This window comes from Mongoliitalea sp. (genome assembly GCF_054166905.1).
On record NZ_JBSZCK010000024.1, the window covers coordinates 163,344 to 187,965 of the forward strand.

General features: G+C 40.3%; 16 protein-coding genes. 6 read left to right on the forward strand and 10 right to left on the reverse strand.

Going from position 1 to position 24,622, the window contains the following annotated elements:
- Window positions 1-73 precede the first annotated feature (73 nt).
- The 7 genes from ACXIUD_RS08505 to bshC all read right to left on the reverse strand — a co-directional run bounded on the left by ACXIUD_RS08505 (window position 74) and on the right by bshC (window position 12,410).
- Window positions 74-2,878 carry a 2-oxoglutarate dehydrogenase E1 component gene (locus ACXIUD_RS08505; protein WP_458052194.1) on the reverse strand — a complete coding sequence of 935 codons (2,805 nt, stop codon included), beginning with the start codon at window positions 2,876-2,878 and terminating at the stop codon, window positions 74-76.
- A gap of 301 nt (window positions 2,879-3,179) precedes the next feature.
- Window positions 3,180-4,145: a hypothetical protein gene (locus ACXIUD_RS08510; protein ID WP_458052195.1), complete on the reverse strand. Its 966-nt coding sequence runs from the start codon at window positions 4,143-4,145 to the stop codon at window positions 3,180-3,182.
- Between the two features lie 21 nt (window positions 4,146-4,166).
- Window positions 4,167-5,813 (reverse strand): SusD/RagB family nutrient-binding outer membrane lipoprotein, encoded by a 1,647-nt coding sequence (locus tag ACXIUD_RS08515; RefSeq protein ID WP_458052196.1) that lies wholly within the window; start codon window positions 5,811-5,813, stop codon window positions 4,167-4,169.
- A 20-nt stretch (window positions 5,814-5,833) separates the two neighbouring features.
- Window positions 5,834-9,043 (reverse strand): SusC/RagA family TonB-linked outer membrane protein, encoded by a 3,210-nt coding sequence (locus tag ACXIUD_RS08520; protein ID WP_458052197.1) that lies wholly within the window; start codon window positions 9,041-9,043, stop codon window positions 5,834-5,836.
- Window positions 9,044-9,746: 703 nt separating this feature from the next.
- Complete coding sequence (locus ACXIUD_RS08525) at window positions 9,747-10,220, reverse strand: hypothetical protein (protein WP_458052198.1); 474 nt, start codon at window positions 10,218-10,220, stop codon at window positions 9,747-9,749.
- Window positions 10,221-10,270: 50 nt separating this feature from the next.
- A complete protein-coding gene (locus tag ACXIUD_RS08530) occupies window positions 10,271-10,849 on the reverse strand; it encodes a 5-formyltetrahydrofolate cyclo-ligase (protein WP_458052199.1) in 579 nt (192 codons plus the stop codon).
- On the reverse strand, window positions 10,833-12,410 hold the full coding sequence (bshC, locus tag ACXIUD_RS08535; RefSeq protein WP_458052200.1) for a bacillithiol biosynthesis cysteine-adding enzyme BshC: 1,578 nt from the start codon (window positions 12,408-12,410) through the stop codon (window positions 10,833-10,835). Before bshC ends, ACXIUD_RS08530 begins: the two co-directional genes overlap by 17 nt.
- 186 nt (window positions 12,411-12,596) lie before the next feature.
- On the opposite strand from bshC, the gene ACXIUD_RS08540 reads away from it, so the two are divergent.
- The 6 genes from ACXIUD_RS08540 to ACXIUD_RS08565 all read left to right on the forward strand — a co-directional run bounded on the left by ACXIUD_RS08540 (window position 12,597) and on the right by ACXIUD_RS08565 (window position 19,430).
- Complete coding sequence (locus ACXIUD_RS08540) at window positions 12,597-14,780, forward strand: heavy metal translocating P-type ATPase (protein ID WP_458052201.1); 2,184 nt, start codon at window positions 12,597-12,599, stop codon at window positions 14,778-14,780.
- A gap of 327 nt (window positions 14,781-15,107) precedes the next feature.
- Entirely contained in the window at window positions 15,108-15,308 is a 201-nt protein-coding gene (locus tag ACXIUD_RS08545; RefSeq protein ID WP_458052202.1) for a heavy-metal-associated domain-containing protein, read from the forward strand.
- 130 nt (window positions 15,309-15,438) lie between these two features.
- Entirely contained in the window at window positions 15,439-16,677 is a 1,239-nt protein-coding gene (locus ACXIUD_RS08550) for a M16 family metallopeptidase (protein WP_458052203.1), read from the forward strand.
- Between the two features lie 15 nt (window positions 16,678-16,692).
- Window positions 16,693-17,172: a 2-C-methyl-D-erythritol 2,4-cyclodiphosphate synthase gene (gene ispF / locus ACXIUD_RS08555; RefSeq protein WP_458052204.1), complete on the forward strand. Its 480-nt coding sequence runs from the start codon at window positions 16,693-16,695 to the stop codon at window positions 17,170-17,172.
- 1 nt (window position 17,173) lies between these two features.
- Complete coding sequence (mnmD, locus tag ACXIUD_RS08560; RefSeq protein ID WP_458052205.1) at window positions 17,174-17,857, forward strand: tRNA (5-methylaminomethyl-2-thiouridine)(34)-methyltransferase MnmD; 684 nt, start codon at window positions 17,174-17,176, stop codon at window positions 17,855-17,857.
- Window positions 17,858-18,278: 421 nt separating this feature from the next.
- Window positions 18,279-19,430 (forward strand): DUF4221 family protein, encoded by a 1,152-nt coding sequence (locus ACXIUD_RS08565; protein ID WP_458052206.1) that lies wholly within the window; start codon window positions 18,279-18,281, stop codon window positions 19,428-19,430.
- Between the two features lie 148 nt (window positions 19,431-19,578).
- Here ACXIUD_RS08565 and ACXIUD_RS08570 read toward each other — a convergent pair whose 3' ends face one another.
- The 3 genes from ACXIUD_RS08570 to uvrA all read right to left on the reverse strand — a co-directional run bounded on the left by ACXIUD_RS08570 (window position 19,579) and on the right by uvrA (window position 24,577).
- Window positions 19,579-20,568: a 6-bladed beta-propeller gene (locus ACXIUD_RS08570; protein WP_458052207.1), complete on the reverse strand. Its 990-nt coding sequence runs from the start codon at window positions 20,566-20,568 to the stop codon at window positions 19,579-19,581.
- Between the two features lie 575 nt (window positions 20,569-21,143).
- Window positions 21,144-21,752, reverse strand: a complete 609-nt coding sequence (locus ACXIUD_RS08575) for a trimeric intracellular cation channel family protein (RefSeq protein ID WP_458052208.1) — start codon at window positions 21,750-21,752, stop codon at window positions 21,144-21,146.
- The gene (gene uvrA / locus ACXIUD_RS08580; protein WP_458052209.1) at window positions 21,752-24,577 is read right to left on the reverse strand and encodes an excinuclease ABC subunit UvrA; all 2,826 of its coding nucleotides are present in this window, start codon (window positions 24,575-24,577) and stop codon (window positions 21,752-21,754) included. The genes ACXIUD_RS08575 and uvrA overlap by 1 nt, the downstream gene beginning before the upstream one ends.
- Window positions 24,578-24,622 lie beyond the last annotated feature (45 nt).

Here is a 24,622-nt window from a genome sequence, read left to right on the forward strand (position 1 = left end):
ATGCTCAAGGTTAATTTAACAAATATAACTTAAATTAAACCTACATCCCGCTATTCACGGGATGCGGGGAAGATTATGAAATTTTTAATGCTTTATTGATAATCGCCGTCTGCTCTTGTACGTGCACTTTGTTGTAACCCGTAGCTGGGGAGGCAGAAGGTTTTCTGGCAATCACATCCATTGGTAATTCTTTGTACAACATACGTAGGATGTAATTCCAATAACCCATGTTTTCTGGTTCCTCTTGTACCCAGACCAACTCAGCGCCTTCGTAAGCTTTCAGGACTTCCATCAACTGAGTCTTAGGAAGTGGATGCAATTGCTCCAAACGTATAATCGCCACGTCCTTGATTTTCTCTTTTTCGCGAACTTCTTCCAAGTCATAATAAATCTTGCCAGAACACAATACCACTCGCTTAGCATCCTTAGGAGCAACTTTAGTGTCCGGAAGAATCTCTCTGAATCCTCCAGAAGTAAATTCCTCCAATGGAGACATAACTTTCGGATGTCTCAACAAAGACTTTGGAGACATCACCACGCATGGCTTTCTAAACTCCCAAGTCAACTGTCTTCTCAACATATGGAAGAAGTTGGATGGCTCGGTAATGTTGGCTACTACCATATTGTACTCAGCAGCTAGCTGAAGGAATCGCTCAGGTCTGGCATTGGAGTGTTCAGGTCCCTGACCTTCATATCCATGAGGCAACAACATGACAATACCATTCATTTTCTGCCATTTGGATTCACCTGATGATATAAACTGGTCAATCATCGTTTGTGCACCATTGGCAAAATCACCGAATTGTGCTTCCCAAATGGAAAGTGAATTTGGATTAGCCATAGCATATCCGTATTCAAAACCTAGTACTGCATACTCGGAAAGCAAGGAATTGTAAATATGGAATTGACCTTTGCTGTCTTTCAATTCACGTAAGAAATTGTACGGCTTATTCGAAGTAGAATCATGTACTACCGCATGTCTGTGGGAGAAGGTACCTCTTTGTACATCTTGGCCTGTAATACGAACAGTCTTTCCTTCCAATAGTAAAGATCCATAGGCAAGAAGTTCAGCAGCAGCCCAGTTGAGAGACTTGGAATTAAAGAACATATCTTTCCGTTGCTTCAATTGCGCGTCGATCTGCTTAATAGCTTTAAAGCCTTTTGGAATTGTGGTAAGGGCTTCCGCTACTTTTACGATAGCATCTTCCGAAATATAGGTCTCTGGAGATTTTTCAAAATCCTCCGGCTTGGACCTTCTAAGCGTTTTCCACTCTAGTTCAAATTTGGTCTGCTGATATGGAAGAGGCTTCTCTTTCACCATATTCAGTCTATCCTGCAAGAGCTGTCTAAACTCCGCATCCATATCCTGAGCGATTTTCGCGTCAAAGTCTCCTCTTTCAGTTAAACGCTTGATATAAATTTCTCTTGGATTAGGGTGTTTAGAGATGATATTATACAATTCTGGCTGCGTGAATTTTGGCTCATCAGATTCATTATGGCCATGACGTCTGTAACAAACCATGTCCACAAAAATATCTCGTCCAAATTTCTGGCGGAATTCAGCTGCCAATTTTGCTGCGAATACCACTGCCTCTGCATTATCACCATTTACGTGGATTACAGGTGCATCGATCATTTTGGCTACATCTGTACAGTAGATTGATGTACGTGCGTCATCGAAGTCTGTCGTAAAACCTACCTGGTTATTGATAACAAAATGGATGGTACCACCTGTATTGTAACCTTTTAGACCAGCCATTTGGGTAACTTCGTACACGATGCCCTGACCAGCTACTGCAGCATCCCCATGTATCAAGATTGGTAAAGCCTTGCGAGCATCTCCCTTATGTTGGGAATCAATTTTGGCACGGATAAAGCCTTCTACCACGGGATTCACTGCTTCCAAGTGAGAAGGATTCGGCGCTAATTTCAAATGTATATTTTTATCTCCAGGAGTAACCACATCGGAAGAATATCCCATGTGATACTTCACATCACCATCCCCCATGGTAAGGTCAGGCTTGGCTGTACCTTCAAATTCAGAAAAAATTTGCTCATAGGTCTTGCCCATGATATTGGCAAGCACGTTCAAACGACCTCTATGAGCCATACCGATCATGACTTCTTCCACTCCATGGTCTGCACCGGTATTGATTACAGCATCCAAAAAAGGAATGGTGCTCTCACCACCTTCTAATGAAAAACGCTTTTGTCCTAAGTATTTGGTGTGTAAAAAGTTTTCAAAAACCACTGCTTGATTAAGCTTAAACAAGATTCTTTTTTTCTCATCCACAGAAGGATTGAAAGAAAGTGCTTCTTTTTCAATTTTGGTTTTCAACCAATCCAGCATTTCCGGATCACGGATGTACAGGTATTCGAATCCTACAGACCCTTCGTAGATAGTTTTGAGTGCTTCTACAATTTTGGATAGCTTAGCTGTACCAATGCCAATTTCATTGCCTGCTTGGAACTCTGTATTCAAGTCTTGTTGACCTAAACCAAAATCTTCCAAATCCAACAAAGCTTTGCGGTCTCTTCTTTCTCGTACAGGGTTGGTTTTAGAACGTAAATGCGCTCTTGATCTATAGGCATGAATCAATGCTCTAACCTTAATTTCTTTGGGTAATTGCTCCATATCCATGATGGTCCCTTTAGTTGCTAAGGCGCCATTGGCAGCAGGTGCTGCGGATGTGGTAGCAGAAGAAATTTTTACTGCACCTCCCTCTTCGTCTTCTCCAAACTTGCTGATGGCAAAATCAAAACCATCAAAAAATGTTTTCCAGCTTGGGTCTATCGCTTCAGGGTTATTCTTATAATCTGCATACAGCTCATCAATGTAGGCCACATGCGCATTGGAAATGTAGGAGAATTTGTCCATGATGTGTATTTACTTGCATTACAAAGATATAGGATTAAAAACTTTCTAAAAAATTGCTTATTCGTATAACCAAATATATTGTGTTTTTTGCTCAAATTCCAATGAAAATTCTAGAAAACAACAAAAGACTGAACTTTGGTTTGTGATTTAATAAACAACCAAATAAAAGCGCGATGAAGAAATGGTTTTAGCGACTGAAAAGTAATAAAAGCGAGATGTATCTATATTTTTTTAGCGTAAATAAAAAAACAGCGCCTAGAAGGCGCTGCTTTTTTTATGAAGAAAGTTTACTAGTTTACAATTATCTCAAGCCTGCTGGCCATGGTTTACCTTCATTGGCAAATAAAGTAACTGTACCAGATTCATTGTAGGTATTTCTCCAGATAAAGGTTAATTCTGTAGCGGTTGAACTTACAAACTCCATAGAATATGAATCTCCATATTTATCTGTTCCAGACATCGACAACAATCCACAAGCATCTGTTATACGTACGTTGCCGCTACCCCAAGTATCTCCAATACAAGACCAATACCCGAAAGTACCATCCGATACCACATACTGCGTTGTGTTAGCTACTGGAGTCAGTGTAATCATCATTTCAACTGGACCTGAACAAGAACCCAATGGACCTGTAGCTCCAACGTTAACCGAACGATACGTTCCTCCTAAGTCAGATGGACAAACTACCCCAACATTATACAAGAAAGGAGATGAGTAAAACAAACCACCTTTAACGTCTGCAGAAGCATTCACATCATTGAAAACACGGCCTTTGGTATCACGCACTGACAGTCTAAATTCAAAGATATCTCCACCTTCTACCTGAGCCGCAGTAATTCCCAATCTAGACATTGCTTCATTGGCAGTAACATTGATCGTAGCTCTAGGGAATCTACTATCAGGAACTGCTGCGAAATCGGAACGAGAAAGAGTAGTTACTAAAATATCGTTGACAGCTCCAGCTGCTCCAGCTGCTGGAACGAACTGAAGTCCTACTCCTGGAATCAAACGTCTTTTTCTTACTCTCACTTCCACTACATCAACCGTAGCTCCTAACTGCTCATCAACTGCTTCAATAGTAATATTGAAACGAGAATTGGCAAGATCAAAGAAGTTAAAGCTCGTGCTGGTTCTGGCCGTAGTTCTTAAATAGAGTCCAGTATCAAAATCCGTGTAAGGGATCCTGGGCTCCACGAAGTCGGTACAGGCAGTGAACAACATCAGCATGCCAACCAACAATCCAAAACTATATTTCATTAATTTCATAATTTCTTCTGTTTGTTTGATTTAGTTAACCCATCCGTTACCTGCAGGATTAGTATCCCAGAATACCCGCTGACCTAAATCAGGTTTTTGTGTAGCAAATCTATTCGTAACAACAAAGTCGTTAGGATATAAGAAAGAGCGTGGGAACAATCCTGGATCAACAGCTAAAGCAGGCTGCATACCATCCGGCTGCCCTGTTCTTCTGTAGAGGTTATAGGCCTCCAAACCATTTCCAAATAGAGACAACCAGTATTCTCTAGCAATCAAGTTCATTTTTCTGCCAGCAGGTGCATCATCCCACTCATTCGAAACATAGTTTACATAGTTATCTACTAAGGAATTCCACTGAGCATTAGGGAAGAAACTTGTTACTACTCCTGCCTCAGCAGTAGAAAGGGCATATGATCTCACATAATTCATGTGCTTTCTAACACCACTTAAAGTAAGAGCTTTAGCATCTCCTGCTGTGCCTAAGGTTTGAGCAGCTTCTGCCAACATAAAGTCTACATAAGCAGCCAACATTATAGGCTGTACACCTGCACCACCAGCACCCATAGTTGGGGAGTTAACAGGTAAGGCAGAATCTTCATCAAAACGACCACCGGCAGGATATAAACCAAATACTGTCCTTCCAAACCCATCAGGTGGAATACCCTCATTGTTCAAATGATCTCTTCCCCAGTAACCTCTACCATCAACCATATTAGGCAAACAGAATGGGAAACCTCCTGCTAGGTAATGCCCTGGAGCTATTTCTCCCAAACATCTTAATAAATCTGGATCAGTAGGATTAGTCTTCACTTGTCTGTACAAATAGTAACGGACGCGAGGATCATCAAATCCTTTGGCTTCCGTCAAGTGGAACATATACCAAGTACCTTGATAATCCCCCCCACCTTGACCATACTGTGAATATCTAGGTGATCTAGAATCTGGATTGGTAAGGTTCGTACCATATTTGAAAACAAAGTCATCACCAGGAGCAATTAAATTACCACCTGAGATTAAGGCATTAATCGCTGCTCTTGAACCAGCTTCATCTACCAATCTTCTATTCAAATGGTATCTCAACTCTAATGTATTAATAGCTTTTTGCCATCTTCCAACATTATTATTATAGAAGAAATCCTGTGGTAAGTTAGCAGTAGCAGTAGCAAACAAGGCCTTCGCAGCTTGTAGCTCAGCAAATGCTGCCTGATATACACCCGAAGCAGGATCTACTTTAGGATTGAAGTTATTTGGATCCAAAGCTTCAGTCAAAGGAACATCACCCAAATAATCTACCAAATTCATCAAAACCATGGCTTTGATCACTTTTGCAATTGCTACATGTCTTGGCACTGGATTAGCAGCATTCAATTCCTCAATAAATTTAATATCATTTAAAATTGAAGCATAAGCCGTATTCCAGGTACCATTAAATGTCTGTGCAAAATATGCATTCGCATAATTGACATTAGGCTGAGAAGTTACTCGAGTGACACGCATACCAAAGGTGCTCAAGGTATTGAACATGCCTGCGTAACTCAACTGCACATTATTCAAAATCAAAGTAGGGTTAGCCGTATTTGCAGTAACTACGTTAGGGCTATCCAACAAGTCCAAATCACATGATGTAGCAAATATTAAACTGAATGCCACAATCAAACTATATAATTTTCTTTTCATTGTCGTAAGTCTTTAGTGGTTTAGAATGTAAGCGTTAATGTACCACCGAATCTTCTCGAGCTAGGACCTGTTACGAAATCGAAACCAAGACCATTACCAACACCCAAGCCTAATACGTCAACATCATAGTTCATATTTGGAGGGAAATTGAGTGCTCTGAACCATAAGTTTGTACCAGTTACAGCAAGTGACGCTCTTTTGAATGGAGTTCTGGAAACAACTGAACGTGGAAGATCATAACCAAAAGAAAGCTCTCTCAAACGAGCAGATGAACCATCAAAAACGTTAGCCTCATCAGCACCTACGTGATATCCATCAAAGAAGTAGTTAGAAGCTGTAATCTGAATATCATTAGGCGTTCCATCTCTTTTTACACCAGGAAGAATCAACGAAAACTCTCTATCAACCACAGGATCTTTGGTAACACCACGAGCTAATGTAGCAGTCACAGTGTTAGAGAAGATGATACCACCTCTTCTATACTCTAACATAAAGTTAAAGAAGAATCCTTTGTATCGGAAAGTGTTAATCCAAGATCCAGTCCAAGCTGGGTTCGGATCACCTAAGATACCAATTTCAGGAGCTGTCAAATATGTACCTACATCATCCACAATTGGTTGTCCCGTCTGCTCATCTCTGGCAAATACAGTACCCTTAATAATGTTAAATGGCTGACCTGGAATGGCAAAGTTTCCAAGGTCGGTAAAACCAGCTACTACGATTTCATCCAATCCATCACCTAACTCCATGGTAACTGTTCTATAAAGCGTCCAGTTAACAATCGTTTCCCAACTAAACCCAGAGGCTGTAGCTACAGGAGTAGCAGTACCTTGGAATTCGATACCTCTGTTTCTAATTCTACCAATGTTGATAGCAGTTCTGGTAAACCCAGTAGCTGGATCAATTGGAGATTCAGTAATCAAATCACGTGTATTTTTCTCATACAAAGAGATATCAAAAGTCACTTTGTTGTTAAACATTGCAGCTTCGATACCGAATTCCCACTCTTGGTGCAATTCTGGTCTCAAATTAGGATTTCCCAAGAATGAGTTTACCGACTGTGTTTGGAAGATTGCTCCATCTCTTTCAAAAGAGCGAGAACCCTGATTCAAGATATTTCTTGTTCTATAAGGTCTCGGGAAACCAGCAGAAGTACCGTAACCCAATCTCAATTTCAAATTATTCAAAGTTGCAGAATTCCAGTTGAATGCATCTGTAGGAATGAATGAAAGGGAAGCTCCTGGATAAAGAATTCTTCTATTTTCAGGCTCTACAGTTGAAGTCCAGTCATTTCTTGCAGAAACATTCAAAAACAAGTAATTGTCATAATCAAAGGTAGCATTGGCATAGATACCCATTCTTCGCTCTTCAACCAAGAAATCCATAGCACCTGCACCCAAAGGATCAACGTTAGCACTTTCCAAGAAATTGGTATGTCTGAACAAGTCAAAAGCCAATTGACCAGTAGAAGAAATACCATATTGCTGATATCTATCATAACGAGAGTTACCACCTAATAAGGCACTCATGCTGATTTTGTCAGAAATAGTTTTTCTATAATTCAAGATAAAATCCTGATTCCACAAGCTATTGGTGATATTGATAGTTCTATAGTACCCCTGTCTTGCAATTAATGTAACACCAGGGCCACCACCCTTATTGTACATAGCTTCCTGTAGTTCAGTGTAGGTATCCAAGCCCACTCTATACGTCAAAGAGAAATTATCATTGATGTCATAGTTTAAGGAAGTGGAATTAAAGAATCTATCAACCACAGAGCTATTTACATAATTTTTAGTAACCCACTTAGGATTTGGAATACCATTATCTGCTCTAAAATATACCGTTGATCTATCTACAGGGTGCTCAAATGGAAGGTTAGCCAAGTCAATAGATCTTGGCGTATACAATACGTGCGCATACGCAGAAGGAACACCTCCAGAAGGGCCTGAACCAAAGGCTGCATTTACAGGAGGAGAAACTACGCCGGTTCTTGCAAATGTAAATGAAGAGTTGATGGTCAACTTGTCAGTTACAGATGATTTGATACCCAAACCAAAGTTGTATTTCTCCAATTTGTTACCTGGTAAGAAACCTTCATCGTTAGTGTAACCAAAAGATGCAGAATAACCAGTCTTTTCAGAAGCTCCTTGAATTTGAACGGATGTATTAGAAACTAAGCCAGTTCTGAAGAATGCAGTACTTGGATCTTCGTATGCTTTGTAATCATAACGAATCGGTGTTCCGTCTGCATTAAAGAACTCAGGGAATCCATTTCTGATAAATGCTAAGTTAGAAGCTGCAACTGGGTGATTAATCTGTAATCCTAAGTCCATTCTAGGACCAAAGTTAGAAAAGAATAGACCAGGTTGCTGCTGGAAACCGTTACCATAAATTTGACCGTAATCCGGTAAAGAAGCAGCATTATTGGTAAATACAGATTGATTTACAGTAACCTCTGCTGCTTTTCTCTTGCTTGCACCAGATTTCGTAGTAATCAAAATTACCCCATTTCTACCTTGGTCACCATATAATACCGTAGCTGAAAGACCTTTCAATACCGAAACATTTTCAATATTGTTAGGATCAATGTCCAAGAAACGGGAAGACGTGGTCGCACCACCTGTTGTAAATCCTGTTTGTGCATTGGTATTCGTATTAAAAGGAACACCATCTACGACAAATAAGGGCTGATTGGAACCAGTCGCAGAAGAATACCCTCTGATAACAATGTTAGTACCAGCACCAGAGTTACCATTAGTTGCAGTAATACTTACACCGGCGACTTTTCCTTGTAGAACCCTTGAAACATCCGCTTCAGGTCTATTTTGAATCAATTCATCACCTACGGTAGAAACCGCATAACCTAGTGCACGCTTTTCCTTCTCGATACCAATCGCTGTTACTACCACCTCGGATAGTTGGGACGCATCAGAAGTAAGGGTGACATTGACTACAGATCTGTTCCCAATTGCTTCTTCAACAGCCTTTAGGCCTACAAAAGAAAAAATAAGAACATTTGATCCGGCAGGTACGTTAATGGAGTAATTACCATCCAAATCGGTGGTAGTCCCCACTGTGGTACCCTTCACGAGGACGGTAGCGCCTGGCAGGCCTTCACCATCTTCATCGGAAATTACCTTTCCGGTAATTACCCGCTGTTGCGCCGACACCTCAAAACTGAGTGTCAGGGTGAAAAGCGCAACAACAAAGAGTAAAGCTTTTCTCATAAGGTATTTAGTTTAGTTGATTCTTCAAAGAAAATTTATTTCTAGCAAATATCAAAACAGCCAAATTTTTCATATGAAAAAGATTAAAACCAAGCAATAAAAAATATATTCTTATTTGAAGCATCAACACATAGGTATTTTTATATATTTTTATCAAAAAATTCATTTTTAACATATTTTAGAGGAAATTTGGTGAAAATTCTGTTTAAACGGTTTTTAAAATGGAAAATTTGGAAAAACTCAGTTCACCCTTAATAGTTTCCTAAAACATTCCACAATATGAATATTTAGCAAATTTTATTCTGATATGAGTGATTAAAAAAAAATTAAAAAATTTTTAACTCAAAAAATAATTTTTACCAATCCAATAATCCTACCGTATATTTTTTTTGTTTTTTTCTAAAAAAGTGTTTTTTGTTAATATTTTTTTATTAAACAAGGGTTATTTTTGTAATTAATGAATTTAATAACTCAAATTCATAAAAAATCAATCTTTTGACTAATAGTAGATTGAAAATCAAAGAAATTAGAAATGATAAGTAAAAAAATCGGGATAACTGGGCTTAAACTCGTAGAAAAATGTTCAAAAAAACACTAAGTTTCAAATTTTAAGCTTTTTATTTACAAAAATCGGCTATTGCGACTCATTTAACTCAAACCAAATAATATTTTGAAATCAAAAAGAGCTGAAAATCAGCTCTTTTTAAAATACATATCGAATTGAAAGAGCCACTTCATCTCCCCAATATCTCTGACCACTGAAATTGAACGTAGGTTTCCAGTCTAAAGACAATCCAATTGGAACATCGTTGAATTTATAATCTAGACCTATGATACCAGATAGGCCTACTACTGTTTCACTTCTATTGCCATCACCCCAAGGTCTTCTTGCACCTGCATTCCAAGAACCTAAATGGGCACCACCCCCGAAAAACCACATCAATCCTTTCACATCCCGAATATCTTTATGCACCTCATACAATCCGGTAATAACAAATCCACCCCATCGTGTATGCAGTATTCCCTCTAAAGCAGCGTCGTTAGAAATAAAATGCTTCACAGTCAACCCGTTGGAAACACCTGCTCGTAAACCAATCCCAGTAGTATATTGGGCAAAAGATTCTTGGGACAAGCCCATCATAAAAACAACTAGTACAAGAAATAACAGATTTTTCATAAAGTTTAATTTTTTACAAAATAAGCATAAATAATCATGCCAAAATACATTCAACAACCAAAAATGAGTATTCCTTTAGGGTAAATACAAGCATCCAAAGGAATATCATGCTCCTCTACAGGCAGTTGGTCTACGGGTGGAAACAAAGAAATCCCAAGCTTAAAAAAATCTTTAGCTGAAATCTGAGAGAAAAATTTATCGTAATAGCCTTTTCCATATCCCAAGCGATTTCCCTTTCGATCAAAAGCAAGCAAGGGGACTAGGACCAATTGCAATGCATCTGTTGCGACAGTACCATTATTTTTTGGATAGGGGATTCCTTTTTCATCTTTTACCACTTGCGAACCAAAAGGAAATAGAACAGTGTCCATTTGATCGTTGATATAATTCATCTGAGAAGTATATACCACACAACCTAGAGACCACAGATAATTAATAATTGGATTGATATCCAATTCTTGATTATCCAACATGGGAATAAATACGTGCACGTGTTTTATTTTCGGGCTTTTTTCGAAAAAATCTTTAAACAAAGCAAAGACACATTCAGAATACTCCTTCAACATCTCTTCGGAAAGCTTTTTTCGTTGAAGTCTGAAATATTTTCTGAAATCAGCCTTTGTCTCCATCCTGACTGAGAATGATAAAATTGAAATCTAATGGATCAAAAGCCCCAAACAACTCTTCTATAAATACAGGATTGCTTAAGTAGAACTTCATAAAATTCTCTACCCGCTCCTGTGGTGAACCCCCTGGATATAGATATGAGAAAATTTCTTCTCGCAGACGAATTTCCTGGCCATGTTTTCGCTCTTCTGCTTTTCTTAGCTTCTTCGCTAGCTGATCGAGGATTTTGTTGGCACGAACAGCTGCTGCTTCAAAGGATTTCCCCAAGGTTTGATCTAAAGCTAAAGCCTGTGGTTTAGCATTTTCGAAAACAGCTTTCAATGCCTCACGCTCTTCTGATAAAAAAAGATCCGTGCCCGCATGCGTTTCTATATATGCTTTTTTCCAATCCAATACGGATTGAAACAATTCTTCAGGAGACAAACCCAATTTTTCAATTTTTCTCTGAATGGGTTTATCTAAAACTGTAGCAAAATTTCTAGGCATCACTGCAGGAAACGCTTCCCCGAAATGATCAAAAACAGTCTTCAACTGCAGCCAATATACTATTTCGGCAGGACCTCCAATGTAGGCCAAATTTGGCAAGATCATTTCCTGGTACAGGGGTCTCAACACTACATTTGGACTGAATACTTCCGGGGTATCTTTTGCTAATTGCAAGATCTCTTCTTTTGAAAACTCCAGGTCAGTATTCAACACCTGATACCTATCCCCCACTTGCTCGATTCGTTCGCGGATACCTTTTACTGAATAGAATAAATTGATCTCTCGAGGAAATATTTGGGATTTGTAACCCAAATCTTCCAAAACTTGGGTTTGCTTCGTAGCTTTTGTAAAAGCAGTATGTTGTGTTAAATCATCCTGGATTACCTGTGTGAAGAATTTCCTCAATTCTCTGCTTTTTCCATCCACAATTAATAAGCCTTTCTCTCCAAACAGATGATGGACATATTTTCTACCCGCTTCGGCTAGCGTCTTTGACCCTAAATAGGCATCCTTAAAAAATTCAGGCGCAAAATGGGTAACTGATTTATAAAACTCTCTAAACGTCTCGTCTAATTGGAAATCTCCAACGGACCCCGTTTGATTGGAATTCCATTGATATTTTTGCCCATCTAGCTTGAAATAATTGATCTCATCAAAATCATGATCTTCCGAAGCCAACCAGTATACTGGAACAAAATGGTATTCCGGATACGCTTGTTTTAGTTTCTCCGCTAGATTGATTGTAGTAACAATTTTATAAATGAAATACAGCGGTCCGGTAAACAAATTCAATTGATGCCCAGTAATTACTGTAAATGTTTTTTCAGACCTTAAAGACTCAATCTGTCCTTTCGTAAGTTCGCTGATAGTGCTCCGCTCGTATTGTTGATGTAAAACGTTTGTCAACACCTCCCGCTTTTCCTGAGAGAAACTCTTTTGCTTGATCAGCTTTTCAAAGTTTTCAATGGCTGGAAAGAAACTATAGAAGGACTGTAATTCAGGCTTTTGGGCAAGGTAATCCAAAAAAAGTGATGAGAACTGACCTGTACAGGAAGGCTCAACGGTAGCTTTTTTCATGGGACTTGGTGTTGGGTTTTCTTTGTTGATGTGAGATTACTAACAAATAAAACTTGCTAGAACTGTACAAAGTTCGAACTTTCACTGAATTTACAAGAGTGGCAAAGGAACTGTTTAATCTTTTCCAAAATTATGTAAGTTCCATTGGACTTGTGTTGAGTAATTTTGTGAGGTGATCGGATAACTATGAAAAAGCAAGAAATACCGGTAATGGGCATGAGTTGTGCTGCCTGCGCTTTGAGTGTGGAAAAAACGCTCCAAAAGCAAGCAGGAGTCAAAAGTGCTCAAGTAAATTATGCCAACCACTCTGCATGGGTAGAATGGGAGGAAGCGCAGGTAAGTTTGGAAAAACTGCGGGACTCCGTAGATGAGGCAGGTTATGAATTGCTCATTGATGACATCCTCCGGGAAGATTTAGAAAAACTCCATCAGGAGGCATTTGAAAAACTCAAGAAAAACACTTGGAGTGCAGGTATCTTAGCCTTTCCTGTGTTTATCATCGGTATGTTTGGCATGCACTGGCCCTATGCAGATTGGATCATGTGGGCATTGACTACACCTATTTTACTGATTTTTGGAAGACAATTTTTCACCCATGCCTGGAAACTTGGACGAGTGGGACAAGTCAACATGGATACCTTGGTTGCCCTGAGTACTGGCGTAGCCTATGTGTACAGCACTTTCAATACGTTTTACCCCGAATTCTTAATCAACAGAGGGCTGGAAGCACATGTGTATTTTGAAGCAGCAGCAGTAATCATCTTTTTTATCCTGTTAGGGAAGACAATGGAAGCTTCCGCCAAAGCAGGCACAGGAAAAGCTATTCGTGAATTGATGGATTTGCAGCCCAAGATGGTAACCCTGATCAAGGATGGAAAAGAGCTAGAATTATCCATAGATGAAGTTCAAAAGGGAGATTTTATCCGAGTGAAACCAGGACAGACCATCCCTGTGGACGGAGTGGTAAGCGAAGGAAGTTCCTACATCAACCAAAGCATGCTTACCGGAGAGCCTGTACCCGTCTTACGGACTACAGGCGACCAAGTATTTGCCGGAACGATCAATCAGCAAGGAAGTTTTGTCTTTGAATCCACCGCAGTTGGCAAATTTACCTTATTATCCAAAATCATTGAGCGGATCAAAACTGCCCAAGCTTCCAAAGCACCTGTCCAAAAATTGGTGGACAAAGTTGCAAGCATTTTTGTACCAGCCGTAATGGGAATCGCCATATTAAGTTTTTTGATCTGGGGTTTTTCGGGAGTGGAAGATGCTTGGTTGAGGGGAATGCTGGCTTTTATTACTGTATTGGTCATTGCCTGTCCATGTGCACTGGGCTTAGCGACACCTACTGCTATTACCGCTGCCATGGGGAAAGCCGCTCAACTGGGGATTTTGATTAAAGATGCAGAAACACTTGAAAAAGGAACCAAAATCGACACCCTTGTCTTAGATAAAACCGGTACTATTACTGAGGGGAAGCCGGTTGTGGTGGAAAGTTTTTGGACAGCAGCAGCAAGTGAACAAGATAAGCACGCCATCCATACGCTTGAAACCTACAGCGAACACCCCTTGGCGTCGGCGTTGGTTGAGCATCTACAAGCATTTGGCAGCACTGCCCTAACTTCTTTTGAAAGTATAACCGGAAAAGGCTTGATCGGAAAAACGAGTCAACATACTTATAAAATAGGCAATCAATCCTGGGGAGCGGGAGAATTAGGAACCTCAAAAAATGCTTTACAGTCATTTGAGCAACAACACTCTAGCGCCACCTTAGTATATGCAAGCAAAGACGAGGAATTAATCGCCTGTTTTGCTATCCAAGACAGCGTCAAACCTAGCAGTGCAGAGGCTATCCGCACTCTACAAAACGCCGGACTTGAAGTTCACATGTTAACCGGGGACCAAGACAGCACCGCAATTGTTGTGGCCAAGCAAGTTGGTATCTCCCATGTTCAGGCCGGTGTGCTCCCCCAAGAAAAAGGTGCTTACATCCAAGAATTGAAAAAACAAGGAAAAAAGGTAGCCATGGTAGGTGACGGAATCAATGATTCGGAAGCTTTGAGCTTGGCGGATGTTTCAATTGCCATGGGGCAAGGCTCTGACTTAGCCAAAGATGTAGCATCTATCACCTTGATTCATGGAGATTTAAATAGTATCTCTACAGCCCTGAACTTAACCAAGAAAACAGTCCGAATCATCCGCCAAAACCTCTTTTGGGCATTTATCTACAACATTATTGGAATTCCTATTGCCGCAGGATTGTTGTATCCCTTCTTCGGCTTCCTTCTAAACCCTATGTTAGCAGGTGCAGCAATGGCAATGAGTTCAGTATCGGTGGTGAGTAATAGTCTTAGATTGCGAAAAGGGTGAGGGAGAAAGGAAGAATTATGAAGGATGAATTATGAAAGAGGAAGGCGAGATGCGAGAATCAAGAAATTTCAGGACGTGACAAAGAGTCAAGACAGATTTTAGTGTAGACTCCCAATTTCCGTCAGGAAAAATTATCTGTGGAAATCTGAGAAATCTGTGGACCTAAAAAACATTCGTGAACATTACTGAGCCATGCGATTAAACAATTCTAACCAACTTCATATAATCAGAATCAGATAATTAAAGATGATCTAAGAAACTCAACCTTTGTGTCATTCGTGAAATTAGTGGACCTTCAAAAAATTAGTGGACTTTAAATAAATACCTATGATTCAATTAAAAACAAATGTGAAATGCGGAGCCTGTGTAGCTGCTATCACCCCGGAAATGGAAAAATTACCCAATATCGAATGGTCTGTGGACCTCAAAAACCCAGATAGAATACTCACCGTAACTGGAGAAACTTCAGAAACTGACGTATTAGAAGCTCTAAAGAAAGCGGGTTATCAGGGAGAACCCATTTCCTAAACAAAACCCACAAAAATTCTATTTATTTCTTAGCTTTGGCAGGCCCATGAAAAGCGTCTCTCTTCTTGGCCTGCTTTTGCATGCACTCGATAGGAGATTTATCGAGACTCTTCAATTTTGGTAACAAGCAATGATCGCATACGAACAGTTTTTCTTAGACAATGGACTTCAGGTACTGGTACATCGGGACCCGAGTACAAAAATTGCCGTCTTCAACATGCTCTACAAAGTTGGTTCAAGAAATGAAGTATCCGGAAAAACAGGGTTAGCCCATTACTTCGAGCACTTGATGTTTGGGGGTTCCCAACATGTTCCAAGTTTTGATACAGCCTTGGAGAAAGTTGGTGGCAGCTGCAATGCCTTTACCAATACAGACATTACCAATTATTACATGACCCTGCCGGCAGTAAATCTGGAGACTGCTTTTTGGCTGGAATCCGACCGGATGATGTACCTCAATCCACAGGAAAAGACCATTGAAACCCAGCGAAAAGTAGTCATCGAGGAATTCAAACAGCGCTACCTGAATCAGCCTTATGGAGATGCCTTTCATCATATGCGAGCGCTTGCCTACGAAACCCATCCCTACCAATGGCCTACGATCGGACGAACCATCGAGGATATTGTCAATTACCAAAAAGAAGATGTAGAGGAATTTTACTGGACTCATTATCGCCCTGACAATGCTGTTTTGGTGGTGGCAGGTGATGTGACTGTGGAACAAGTCAAAAGACTATCTGAAAAATGGTTTGGAGGAATTCCAAAAAGTAGCATACAACGCCTTGAGATTTCAAGAGAGCTTCCACAAACAGGTAAAAAAACCAAAATTGTAGAAGCAAATGTACCTACAGAAGCTTTATATAAGGTGTATCACATGCCAGCCAAACTTCAGGACGGCTATTTAGAGGCAGATTTGATTACAGATATCATTGGCTTTGGCAGATCTTCCTTGCTCGAACAAACCCTTGTCAAAAACTCCGACCTCTTCGCTTCTATTGGGGCGTATATTTTTGGTACGGTAGATCCGGGATTATTGGTTTTTTCAGGAAAACTGGAAAAAGGTAAAACAGCGGAGGAGGGAGAAAAGGCCTTGGACGAAGTAGTCAACCAATTCCTGCAAAAGCCCATCGAAGAAAGTATTCTTCAGAAAGTGAAAAATCAGGCCGAGGCCATGAAGACCTATGAGTCTGTTCAGTTATTAAATAGAGCCATGAGTTTGGCATACTATGCACACTTGGGAGATGTGGACCTGTATCAGACAGAGTACGAAAAGAAAAGAGCCATCCCTTCCCAAGATATTTTGGATTGGGGGCACAAAATCTTACGAGAGGAAAATGCCTCCACAATTTATTACAAAGCAATTTCATAAAGCAGAAGATATCATATGAATTTTAGAATAGGATTTGGCTATGATGTACACCAACTGAGAGAGGGTTATGACTTTTGGTTGGGAGGTATCAAATTGGAACATGACAAAGGAGCTGTAGGGCATTCGGATGCAGATGTATTGATTCATGTCATCTGTGACGCACTTTTGGGAGCAGCAAATATGCGGGATATCGGCTACCATTTTTCCGACAAGGATCCCAAATACAAAGGGATTGATAGCAAAATCCTTTTGAGAGAGGTAATGAAACTTCTCCGCGATGCAGGGTATGAAATAGGTAATATAGACACTACCATTTGCTTACAAATCCCCAAGGTCAACCCACATATCCCAACCATGAAAACATGTCTTGCGGAGGTCATGAATGTAGAAGAGGGAGCCATTTCCATCAAAGCTACTACCACAGAACAACTAGGCTTTGTAGGAAGAGAAGAAGGTGTTTCAGCCTATTGTGTTGCATTGATTTACAAAAAATAAGATGAGCAGAGAGGTAAAAATCATCACTACGGAAGACGGTTCACATTCTCTCTATGTACCGGATATCAATGAAACCTACCACTCCTTTCACGGGGCCTACAGGGAATCAGTGCACGTGTTTATGCTCTATGGATTGGAAGCTTGGTACATACGCAATCCAAACAAGTTCCCTATCCGAATTTTCGAAGTAGGTTTCGGCACTGGCTTGAATGCTTGGCTATCTCTTGTATGGGCCGAACAATACAAGGTGCCCGTACTTTATCATACCATCGAACCATTCCCCTTGCAAGAGGAAGTGTACAAGCAATTGAATTACACAGAAGTGGATGACAGCATTTACCATTATGCCCCTTTCTTTCAGGTTTTGCATGAAGCCTCGTGGAATAAAGGGGACATTGTGTCCGAATACTTCAACATGAAAAAAGACGAGATCACCCTGGAAGAAGCTGTACTTTACCCAAGTGATGTAATTTTTTACGATGCGTTTGCACCGAATAAGCAGCCCGAACTTTGGACCAAAGAAATGCTCTTCAAAGCCGTAGATACCTTAAGTCCAGGAGGAGTACTTGTGACGTATTGCGCCAAAGGGCAACTGAAACGAGACCTCAAAGAATTAGGATTAGCAGTAGAAACCTTACCAGGACCTCCAGGGAAGAAGGAGATGACGAGGGCTTGGAAGATTTGAGGGGTATTGGTGGATATTGATGGATATTGGATATTGATGGAAATTAGATATTGTGGGTGCGGATTGAAATATGGTGGAAATAAGGGGAAATAGAGTTGAAATAATTGGGAGAAGGAGATATTGATGGATATTTTTTGATATTGGATATTGAGAATCCCAGTTGAAATACGTAATGAGACCCGGCAGGTTTTTAAAACCTGCCGGGTCTTTCTCGCTGATAAATGGCTACTTATTTTTATTTCTGTTTTGAGACCAATCAATAGGATGGGTTTTAAACTAGGCTAATTTTGCATCCCTTTGCGCTCGTGGCATTGTTCTTTGCGCTCGTGGCGTGAACCCTCGGTCGAATTAGATTTTTTAACAAGACCTCTTGTTGGAAAATTACTGTTAAATCTCTAGTTTTCGAACTAAATTTAGGACTATGAGATTACTATCCATTTGCTTGTTAGCCAGTTTGATTCTTTTTTCGTGCGGAAGCAAGGAATCAGAACAAAAAGTTGACTATTCTTCCATCACTTTTTCAGTCGATACTGTTATGGTAGATCCGGGGGATGAGCTTTTGAATTTAAAATATGGACTATTTGTATCTGATATGTCTCCTGACAAACAATTTCTGTATTTCTGGGATCCTGACCAAAATAAAGTCAATGAAATAGATTTAAATGCCCTCGAATTACGCAATCAATACCCTTTTGAAAAGGAAGGTCCTGACGGCGTTGGAAACACCTTTATCAATGTATTAGCACTAGTAGATAATAATTTCTTGATTGGCGGATTTGGTAGCCGGGGCTTGTTCACCAAAAGCGGAAAGAAGCTCCAAGATCTTCGTATCAAAACTGAAGAATTTACGGGTGATAGCTTGGACGCAGGAAGAGACTACGATGCTAAACCTATTGTCTTGGAAAATGGCTCTCTATTAGTAGGTCTTATGAATAATTGGATAGCTGGCACATTCGATTTGGTAAAAACTGATTTTGATAAGAAGACCATTAAGAAATTTACATTTCCAGGCATCGAAGAACTCCCAGATTACAAAATCATCCTGCGAGGAGATATGATGGTATCCATTACAGGTTCAGAAAAAAATATCCGAAAAGTAGGATCCAATGCTATTTTCAGCAATTCACCCTACGCTGACTTGTATGTATTGGATTTAGATTCCGATAGTATACGTCAGATAAGCTACACCCCTACCCTCACCAAAGCTAGAAAAAAAGGGGGGTATCCCGATGAAGTAGAAACCGAAAAAGCCATGGAAGAACTACGAGAAACGATTTATGAAGAAATCAATTTTCTAGCACCCATTTGGGATGAGGACAAAAGGGTTTTCTATCGCTTTTCATACACATCCCATAAAAACCCTTCCTATTCCCCAGATGTAGAGGATTCCCCTAAATTCAAAAATCGGGTTTACCTAACTGTATTGAGCGAAAACCTCGAACTTGTGGGAGAGTCCTTTTTGGAAAAACTCGATTTCATTCCTCACGGAGCTTTTGTAAAAGATGGGATGATTTGGTCCTATTTGAATGTAGATGATGAATTAGGATTTCGGAGGATCAAGCTGAATTTATAGGCCTTTATTTTATTTGCTATCTCCTCAGGTTAGTCCCTAAAAACCTTCGAGGTCTTGAAAGACCTCAAAGGTTCAATTCCCCTTCCCTTCTGCGGATTCCGCTCCTTCCGCGAGCCAAAACATATGTTATACGTGAATGATTATTAGATTACTTCAATTTTACAATCCCGATGATAGGATTTTGTTCTTCATTTGCGGCATTGGCATATGTATCTGCCTTCACATAGTAAAATGTATCAGTCCTAGCATCCAGTAAATTAAGGACAACTGCATCCCCTTCATCATCCAACGGTCCACCTTTGAAATTAAACCCCTTTAAGGTATTTCTATTGTATAAGAAAAAATGAATATCATTCCCATTCGTAAAATAGTGAGACCCCAGATAATTGGCTGTTGAAAAAATATTGGCAATCCAATATTTTTTGATCCCCTTCTCATCTATATGTGGCTCAGCAAAACGTAATTTAGCAAAGGGGATTTTTTTATTTGCAGCAAGTTGGAAAATAGTGTCCCGTAAAAACTCCTCATTTGTGGCAACGGGCGCATAAATATAAGTATCGGTTCCATCTGTACTAATAAATTTTTCATACCCCAACCTACTTGCTTGCCTGTCTTTTCTCACTATTCTCCTTAGCGGAACTGTATCCAAACTAGTAAAAGTTTTGTCTAAAATATAAAGGGATGCTTCAGTTGCATAACCTTCATCTTCCGGTATTTCATAAGCATACGAAACAACATATATGTTATTATTTTGTACAGATAAATTGCTGATGTAATAGTCCAAAGTGAATTCATCTACCAATTGAAAATCGAAACTATACACCAATATTTTTTTAGAAGATATCACATAAAATTTTCTTGAATCCTCATCCTTAGCAAAAGCAGACACAAATCTATATTCACCTGGACCATCACCCTTGTTCCCTAAAGCTTTAACAAACGTACCATCCTTGTCAAAAATTAATATTCTAGAATCATATGTAATTACAACGAAGTGAGAATCAATTGTGACCACTTCCTTGATAGATGTAATCAAAGCATCCTCATGATTTTCAAGCGAGATTTTGATGACTGATTCCGAAATATCACTCAATGCAAGCCCTTTTTCAACATATTTAGGAACTTCAAGAGTTAACAATCCTGACACCTCAGGCTTTTCACAAGCCGCCAACATCATCATAAAAACAATCAAAAGCTGTATTCTTATATCTCTCATTTAAACGAAAGTATAAAACAAATCAGATTTATTATCCTCACGCAATAACATTTTGCCTTCTTATGAAAACTGCTTGCACCATCGACCGTAAAAAAATCAGGTGAAGCACATAATCTTCAAGGTCTATAAGACCTTAAAAGTTGTATTCCCCTTCCTTTCTGCGGATTCCGCGCTTTCCGCGAGCCCAAGTTTGCGGCAGCAAACCCATCTGTTTGCATCCGTGAAAATCAAAATTTTAATCCGTGTCTAAAAAATCACCTCGCTTGATAAGATCTCAGCGCTACGCGCCTCTCATTAACCTACCATATCAGTATCTACGAAGATCACAGGGCTACACCCCTAGTCGTTTGATTTCTACACTATTTTCAGTGTCATCAGTACATCCTGCGAGAATTATTTGTAAGCATTTGTGTATCCATGGGAAACCTTCGAGGTCTGAAAGACCTCAAAGGTTCAATTTCCATTCTTTTCCGCGGATTCCGCGCCTTCCGCGAGAACTAATCCAGCCTTGGTAAACTCAACTTAAATTTCACCGCCAAAATACGAATGGTAAAAATCAAAGACCCAGAAATAATCAGGTTCCAGTCTCGTTCAATACCTGCGTAATTGAGAATCAAGTATAAAATGGCACCAGCTAAACAAGCGGAAGCGTATACCTCTTTTCGAAACAATATAGGGATTTCATTGACAAGGGTATCTCGTATCACCCCTCCCATCACTGCCGAAAACATCCCCATTATGGCCGCAATCTCGGGTCTGACACCCAAGGAAAGTGCTTTCTCCACACCGAGAACTGTGAATAATGCAATTCCCAATGTGTCAAACAAAAACATGGTCTTTCGAAGTTTGAGCATGATGCTCGGGAAAATAAAAGCGGTCAATACTCCCGCCAAAATCGCATACAACACCCAGATATCCCCTACCCACACCAGAGGATAAGCGCCTAGCAAAATATCCCTCAAGCTACCTCCTCCAATCGCTGTAATAAAACCCGTAAATCCAGCACCAAAAACATCATGTTCCTTATCACGGACAGCTAAAGCACCAGAGATTGCAAACACGTATGTCCCCAATAATTCAAAGGCGTATTGCAGGTTGAAGTCCATTATCGGTCAAAATTGATCGTCTCTCGTAAGTAATGAGCCGTATGGTTGTCTTGAGCATTTAGCATTGCTTCTGGCGTACCTTCAAAGCATAAATTTCCTCCACGCTCACCGCCCTCAGGACCCAAATCAATCACCCAATCCGCAGCCCGAATCACTTCTGTGTTATGCTCAATGATGATAACCGAATGACCCTGGTCAATCAAGGCTTGAATGGAAAACAGCAGCTTGCGTATATCGTGGAAGTGAAGTCCCGTCGTAGGTTCGTCAAACACAAACAGAATATGATCCCCTGCTTTGGTACCACCCTTTCCGAGGAAAGATGCCAATTTCACCCGTTGCGCTTCTCCTCCAGAGAGCGTATTGGAGGACTGCCCCATTCCTACATAGCCCAAACCTACCTCCTGCAATGGCTGCAAGCGGTTGATGATTTGGGTTTTCCCTTTGAAAAAGTCCATGGCTTCATCAATGGTCATCCCCAATACATCTGAAATATCCTTGTCCTGATACTTGATGTCCAGGATTTCATTTTTAAATCGCTTGCCCTTGCAGCTTTCGCAGGTCAAATGAATATCTGCCATAAACTGCATCTCCACAGTCACGGTACCCTCACCTTGACAGGCTTCGCATCTTCCTCCATCTACATTGAAGGAGAAAAAGGCTGGTTTGTAACCTCGCTGTTTCGCTAAAGGCTGCTCGGAAAACAGGGCTCGCACCGCATCGTAAGCTTTTACATAAGTCACTGGATTGGATCGGCTTGATTTTCCTATAGGATTTTGGTCAACAAATTCAACTTGCGTAATTTTCTTATAATCGCCTTCCAGTTTGTCAAACTTACCCGTTTCTTCCAAAACAGTTCCCAACGTTTTTCCCAAAGCGGGATACAACACTTTCTTGATCAAGGTAGATTTCCCGGAGCCCGAAACACCCGTCACAACTGTTAAAGTATTGAGTGGAAATTTTACCTGTAGATTTTTTAGATTATTTTCTCTCGCGCCTTTGACCAAGATGTAGTCTTTCCATTTGCGGGGACTTAACTTATCCAGAATCTTCTCTTCTCCTTTCAAATAGCGTGCAGTATGGGTCTGACCATCAGAAAGGAGTTGCTGCAAGTTTCCTTGAAACACCAACTCCCCACCCAAAACCCCCGCATCAGGGCCAATATCGATGATTTGATCTGCCGCACGCATGATTTTTTCCTCATGTTCCACCACGATTACCGTATTACCCAAATCTCTCAAGGTTTTTAGGACCTCAATCAATCGATCGGTATCTCTTGGGTGCAAACCAATACTAGGCTCATCCAAAATGTACATGGAACCCACCAAAGCAGAACCCAAAGAAGTAGCCAATTTGATTCGCTGATATTCCCCACCTGACAAACTGGATGTCAATCGGTTAAGTGTCAAATACCCTAAACCGACCTTATCAATATATTCAAGACGATTTAATATCTCTTTGAGCAAGCGCTTGGCAACTTTTTGTTCCTGCTCCGTTAATTGCAGTTCTTGGAAAAATATCAGTACTTTTTCTATGGACAATAGGACCAAATCGGTAATGGATTTACCCCCGATTTTCACATAAGAGGCATCTTTTCGTAAGCGTGTTCCACGGCAATCCGGACATGTGGTCCGCCCGCGAAACCTTGAAAGCATCACGCGGTACTGGATTTTATGTGTTTTGGATTCAAGATCTTTAAAAAATTCATTGAGCCCTTTAAAATGTGAATTACCTGTCCAAAGCAATTCTTGCTCTGCTTCACTTAGGTCTTCGTAAGCTCTGTGGATTGGAAAATCAAAGTAAATACCTTTTTTCACCAAAGGCTCCAACCATTTCCCTGTACTTTCCCCTCTCCAAGGTGCAATAGCGCCCTCAAATACCGACATGCTTTTATCAGGAATCACCAAGTCAGGGTCAATACCCAACACAGAACCGAAACCTTCACAGGTTTTGCAAGCACCATAGGGATTGTTGAAGGAGAAAAAATTAACCGAGGGTAACTCAAAACCAATTCCATCCAATTCAAATTTATCAGAAAAGGTACGGGTAACTTCACCTGGAACTGTGATCGTACATTCCCCATGACCTTCAAAAAAAGCTGTTTGCACCGAATCAGCAATCCTGAATTGATTGTCTTCATCCTCTTTTTTGACCGATGCACGGTCGATCAAGATATCAATAGTGCCTTTTGGGATATCCTTACTTTCCAATAAATCCTCTACAAAATAGGCTTCCCCATCGATCAAAATACGCGTGTAGCCTTTTTGTAACAATAACTCCAATTCTTGCTCTAAGGTACGCCCAACAGGGATTTGCAATGGACAGGAAATCATCACTTTTTGTCCTTCCTCAAAACTCAGAATAAAGTCCACTACATCTGTTACAGTATGATGCTTCACTTCCTCACCACTGACCGGCGAGTAAGTTTTTCCAATTCGGCTAAAAAGTAATTTCAGGTAATCGTAGATTTCTGTGGTGGTACCTACGGTAGAGCGAGGGTTTTTGGTGGTTACTTTCTGTTGGATAGCAATCGCGGGAGAAACTCCTTTGATGTATTCTACATCGGGCTTTTCCATTCTTCCTAAAAATTGGCGTGCATAGGAACTCAAGGACTCCACATACATGCGTTGGCCTTCTGCAAATAAGGTATCAAAAGCTAGGGATGATTTTCCCGAACCGGATAGTCCGGTCACCACCACCAATTTATTTCGGGGAATTGCCAAACTCACCCCCTTCAAGTTATTGACGCGGGCATTTTTGATGATGATAAATTCTTTGGGATCTAACTGATCGATTTGATCTACAGGCGTAGCAATAGTAGCATTCATAAAGGGCAAAGTTACCCATTCAACACTTGAATTGGTAATTTGTTG

What these genes read in the sequence shown, in the direction of transcription:
- ACXIUD_RS08505 (WP_458052194.1), bottom strand. Translation starts at nt 2,878, where the DNA reads ATGGACAAATTCTCCTACATTTCCAATGCGCATGTGGCCTACATTGAT.
- ACXIUD_RS08510 (WP_458052195.1), bottom strand. Translation starts at nt 4,145, where the DNA reads ATGAAATTAATGAAATATAGTTTTGGATTGTTGGTTGGCATGCTGATG.
- ACXIUD_RS08515 (WP_458052196.1), bottom strand. Translation starts at nt 5,813, where the DNA reads ATGAAAAGAAAATTATATAGTTTGATTGTGGCATTCAGTTTAATATTT.
- ACXIUD_RS08520 (WP_458052197.1), bottom strand. Translation starts at nt 9,043, where the DNA reads ATGAGAAAAGCTTTACTCTTTGTTGTTGCGCTTTTCACCCTGACACTC.
- ACXIUD_RS08525 (WP_458052198.1), bottom strand. Translation starts at nt 10,220, where the DNA reads ATGAAAAATCTGTTATTTCTTGTACTAGTTGTTTTTATGATGGGCTTG.
- ACXIUD_RS08530 (WP_458052199.1), bottom strand. Translation starts at nt 10,849, where the DNA reads ATGGAGACAAAGGCTGATTTCAGAAAATATTTCAGACTTCAACGAAAA.
- bshC (WP_458052200.1), bottom strand. Translation starts at nt 12,410, where the DNA reads ATGAAAAAAGCTACCGTTGAGCCTTCCTGTACAGGTCAGTTCTCATCA.
- ACXIUD_RS08540 (WP_458052201.1), top strand. Translation starts at nt 12,597, where the DNA reads ATGAAAAAGCAAGAAATACCGGTAATGGGCATGAGTTGTGCTGCCTGC.
- ACXIUD_RS08545 (WP_458052202.1), top strand. Translation starts at nt 15,108, where the DNA reads ATGATTCAATTAAAAACAAATGTGAAATGCGGAGCCTGTGTAGCTGCT.
- ACXIUD_RS08550 (WP_458052203.1), top strand. Translation starts at nt 15,439, where the DNA reads ATGATCGCATACGAACAGTTTTTCTTAGACAATGGACTTCAGGTACTG.
- ispF (WP_458052204.1), top strand. Translation starts at nt 16,693, where the DNA reads ATGAATTTTAGAATAGGATTTGGCTATGATGTACACCAACTGAGAGAG.
- mnmD (WP_458052205.1), top strand. Translation starts at nt 17,174, where the DNA reads ATGAGCAGAGAGGTAAAAATCATCACTACGGAAGACGGTTCACATTCT.
- ACXIUD_RS08565 (WP_458052206.1), top strand. Translation starts at nt 18,279, where the DNA reads ATGAGATTACTATCCATTTGCTTGTTAGCCAGTTTGATTCTTTTTTCG.
- ACXIUD_RS08575 (WP_458052208.1), bottom strand. Translation starts at nt 21,752, where the DNA reads ATGGACTTCAACCTGCAATACGCCTTTGAATTATTGGGGACATACGTG.
- uvrA (WP_458052209.1), bottom strand. Translation starts at nt 24,577, where the DNA reads ATGAATGCTACTATTGCTACGCCTGTAGATCAAATCGATCAGTTAGAT.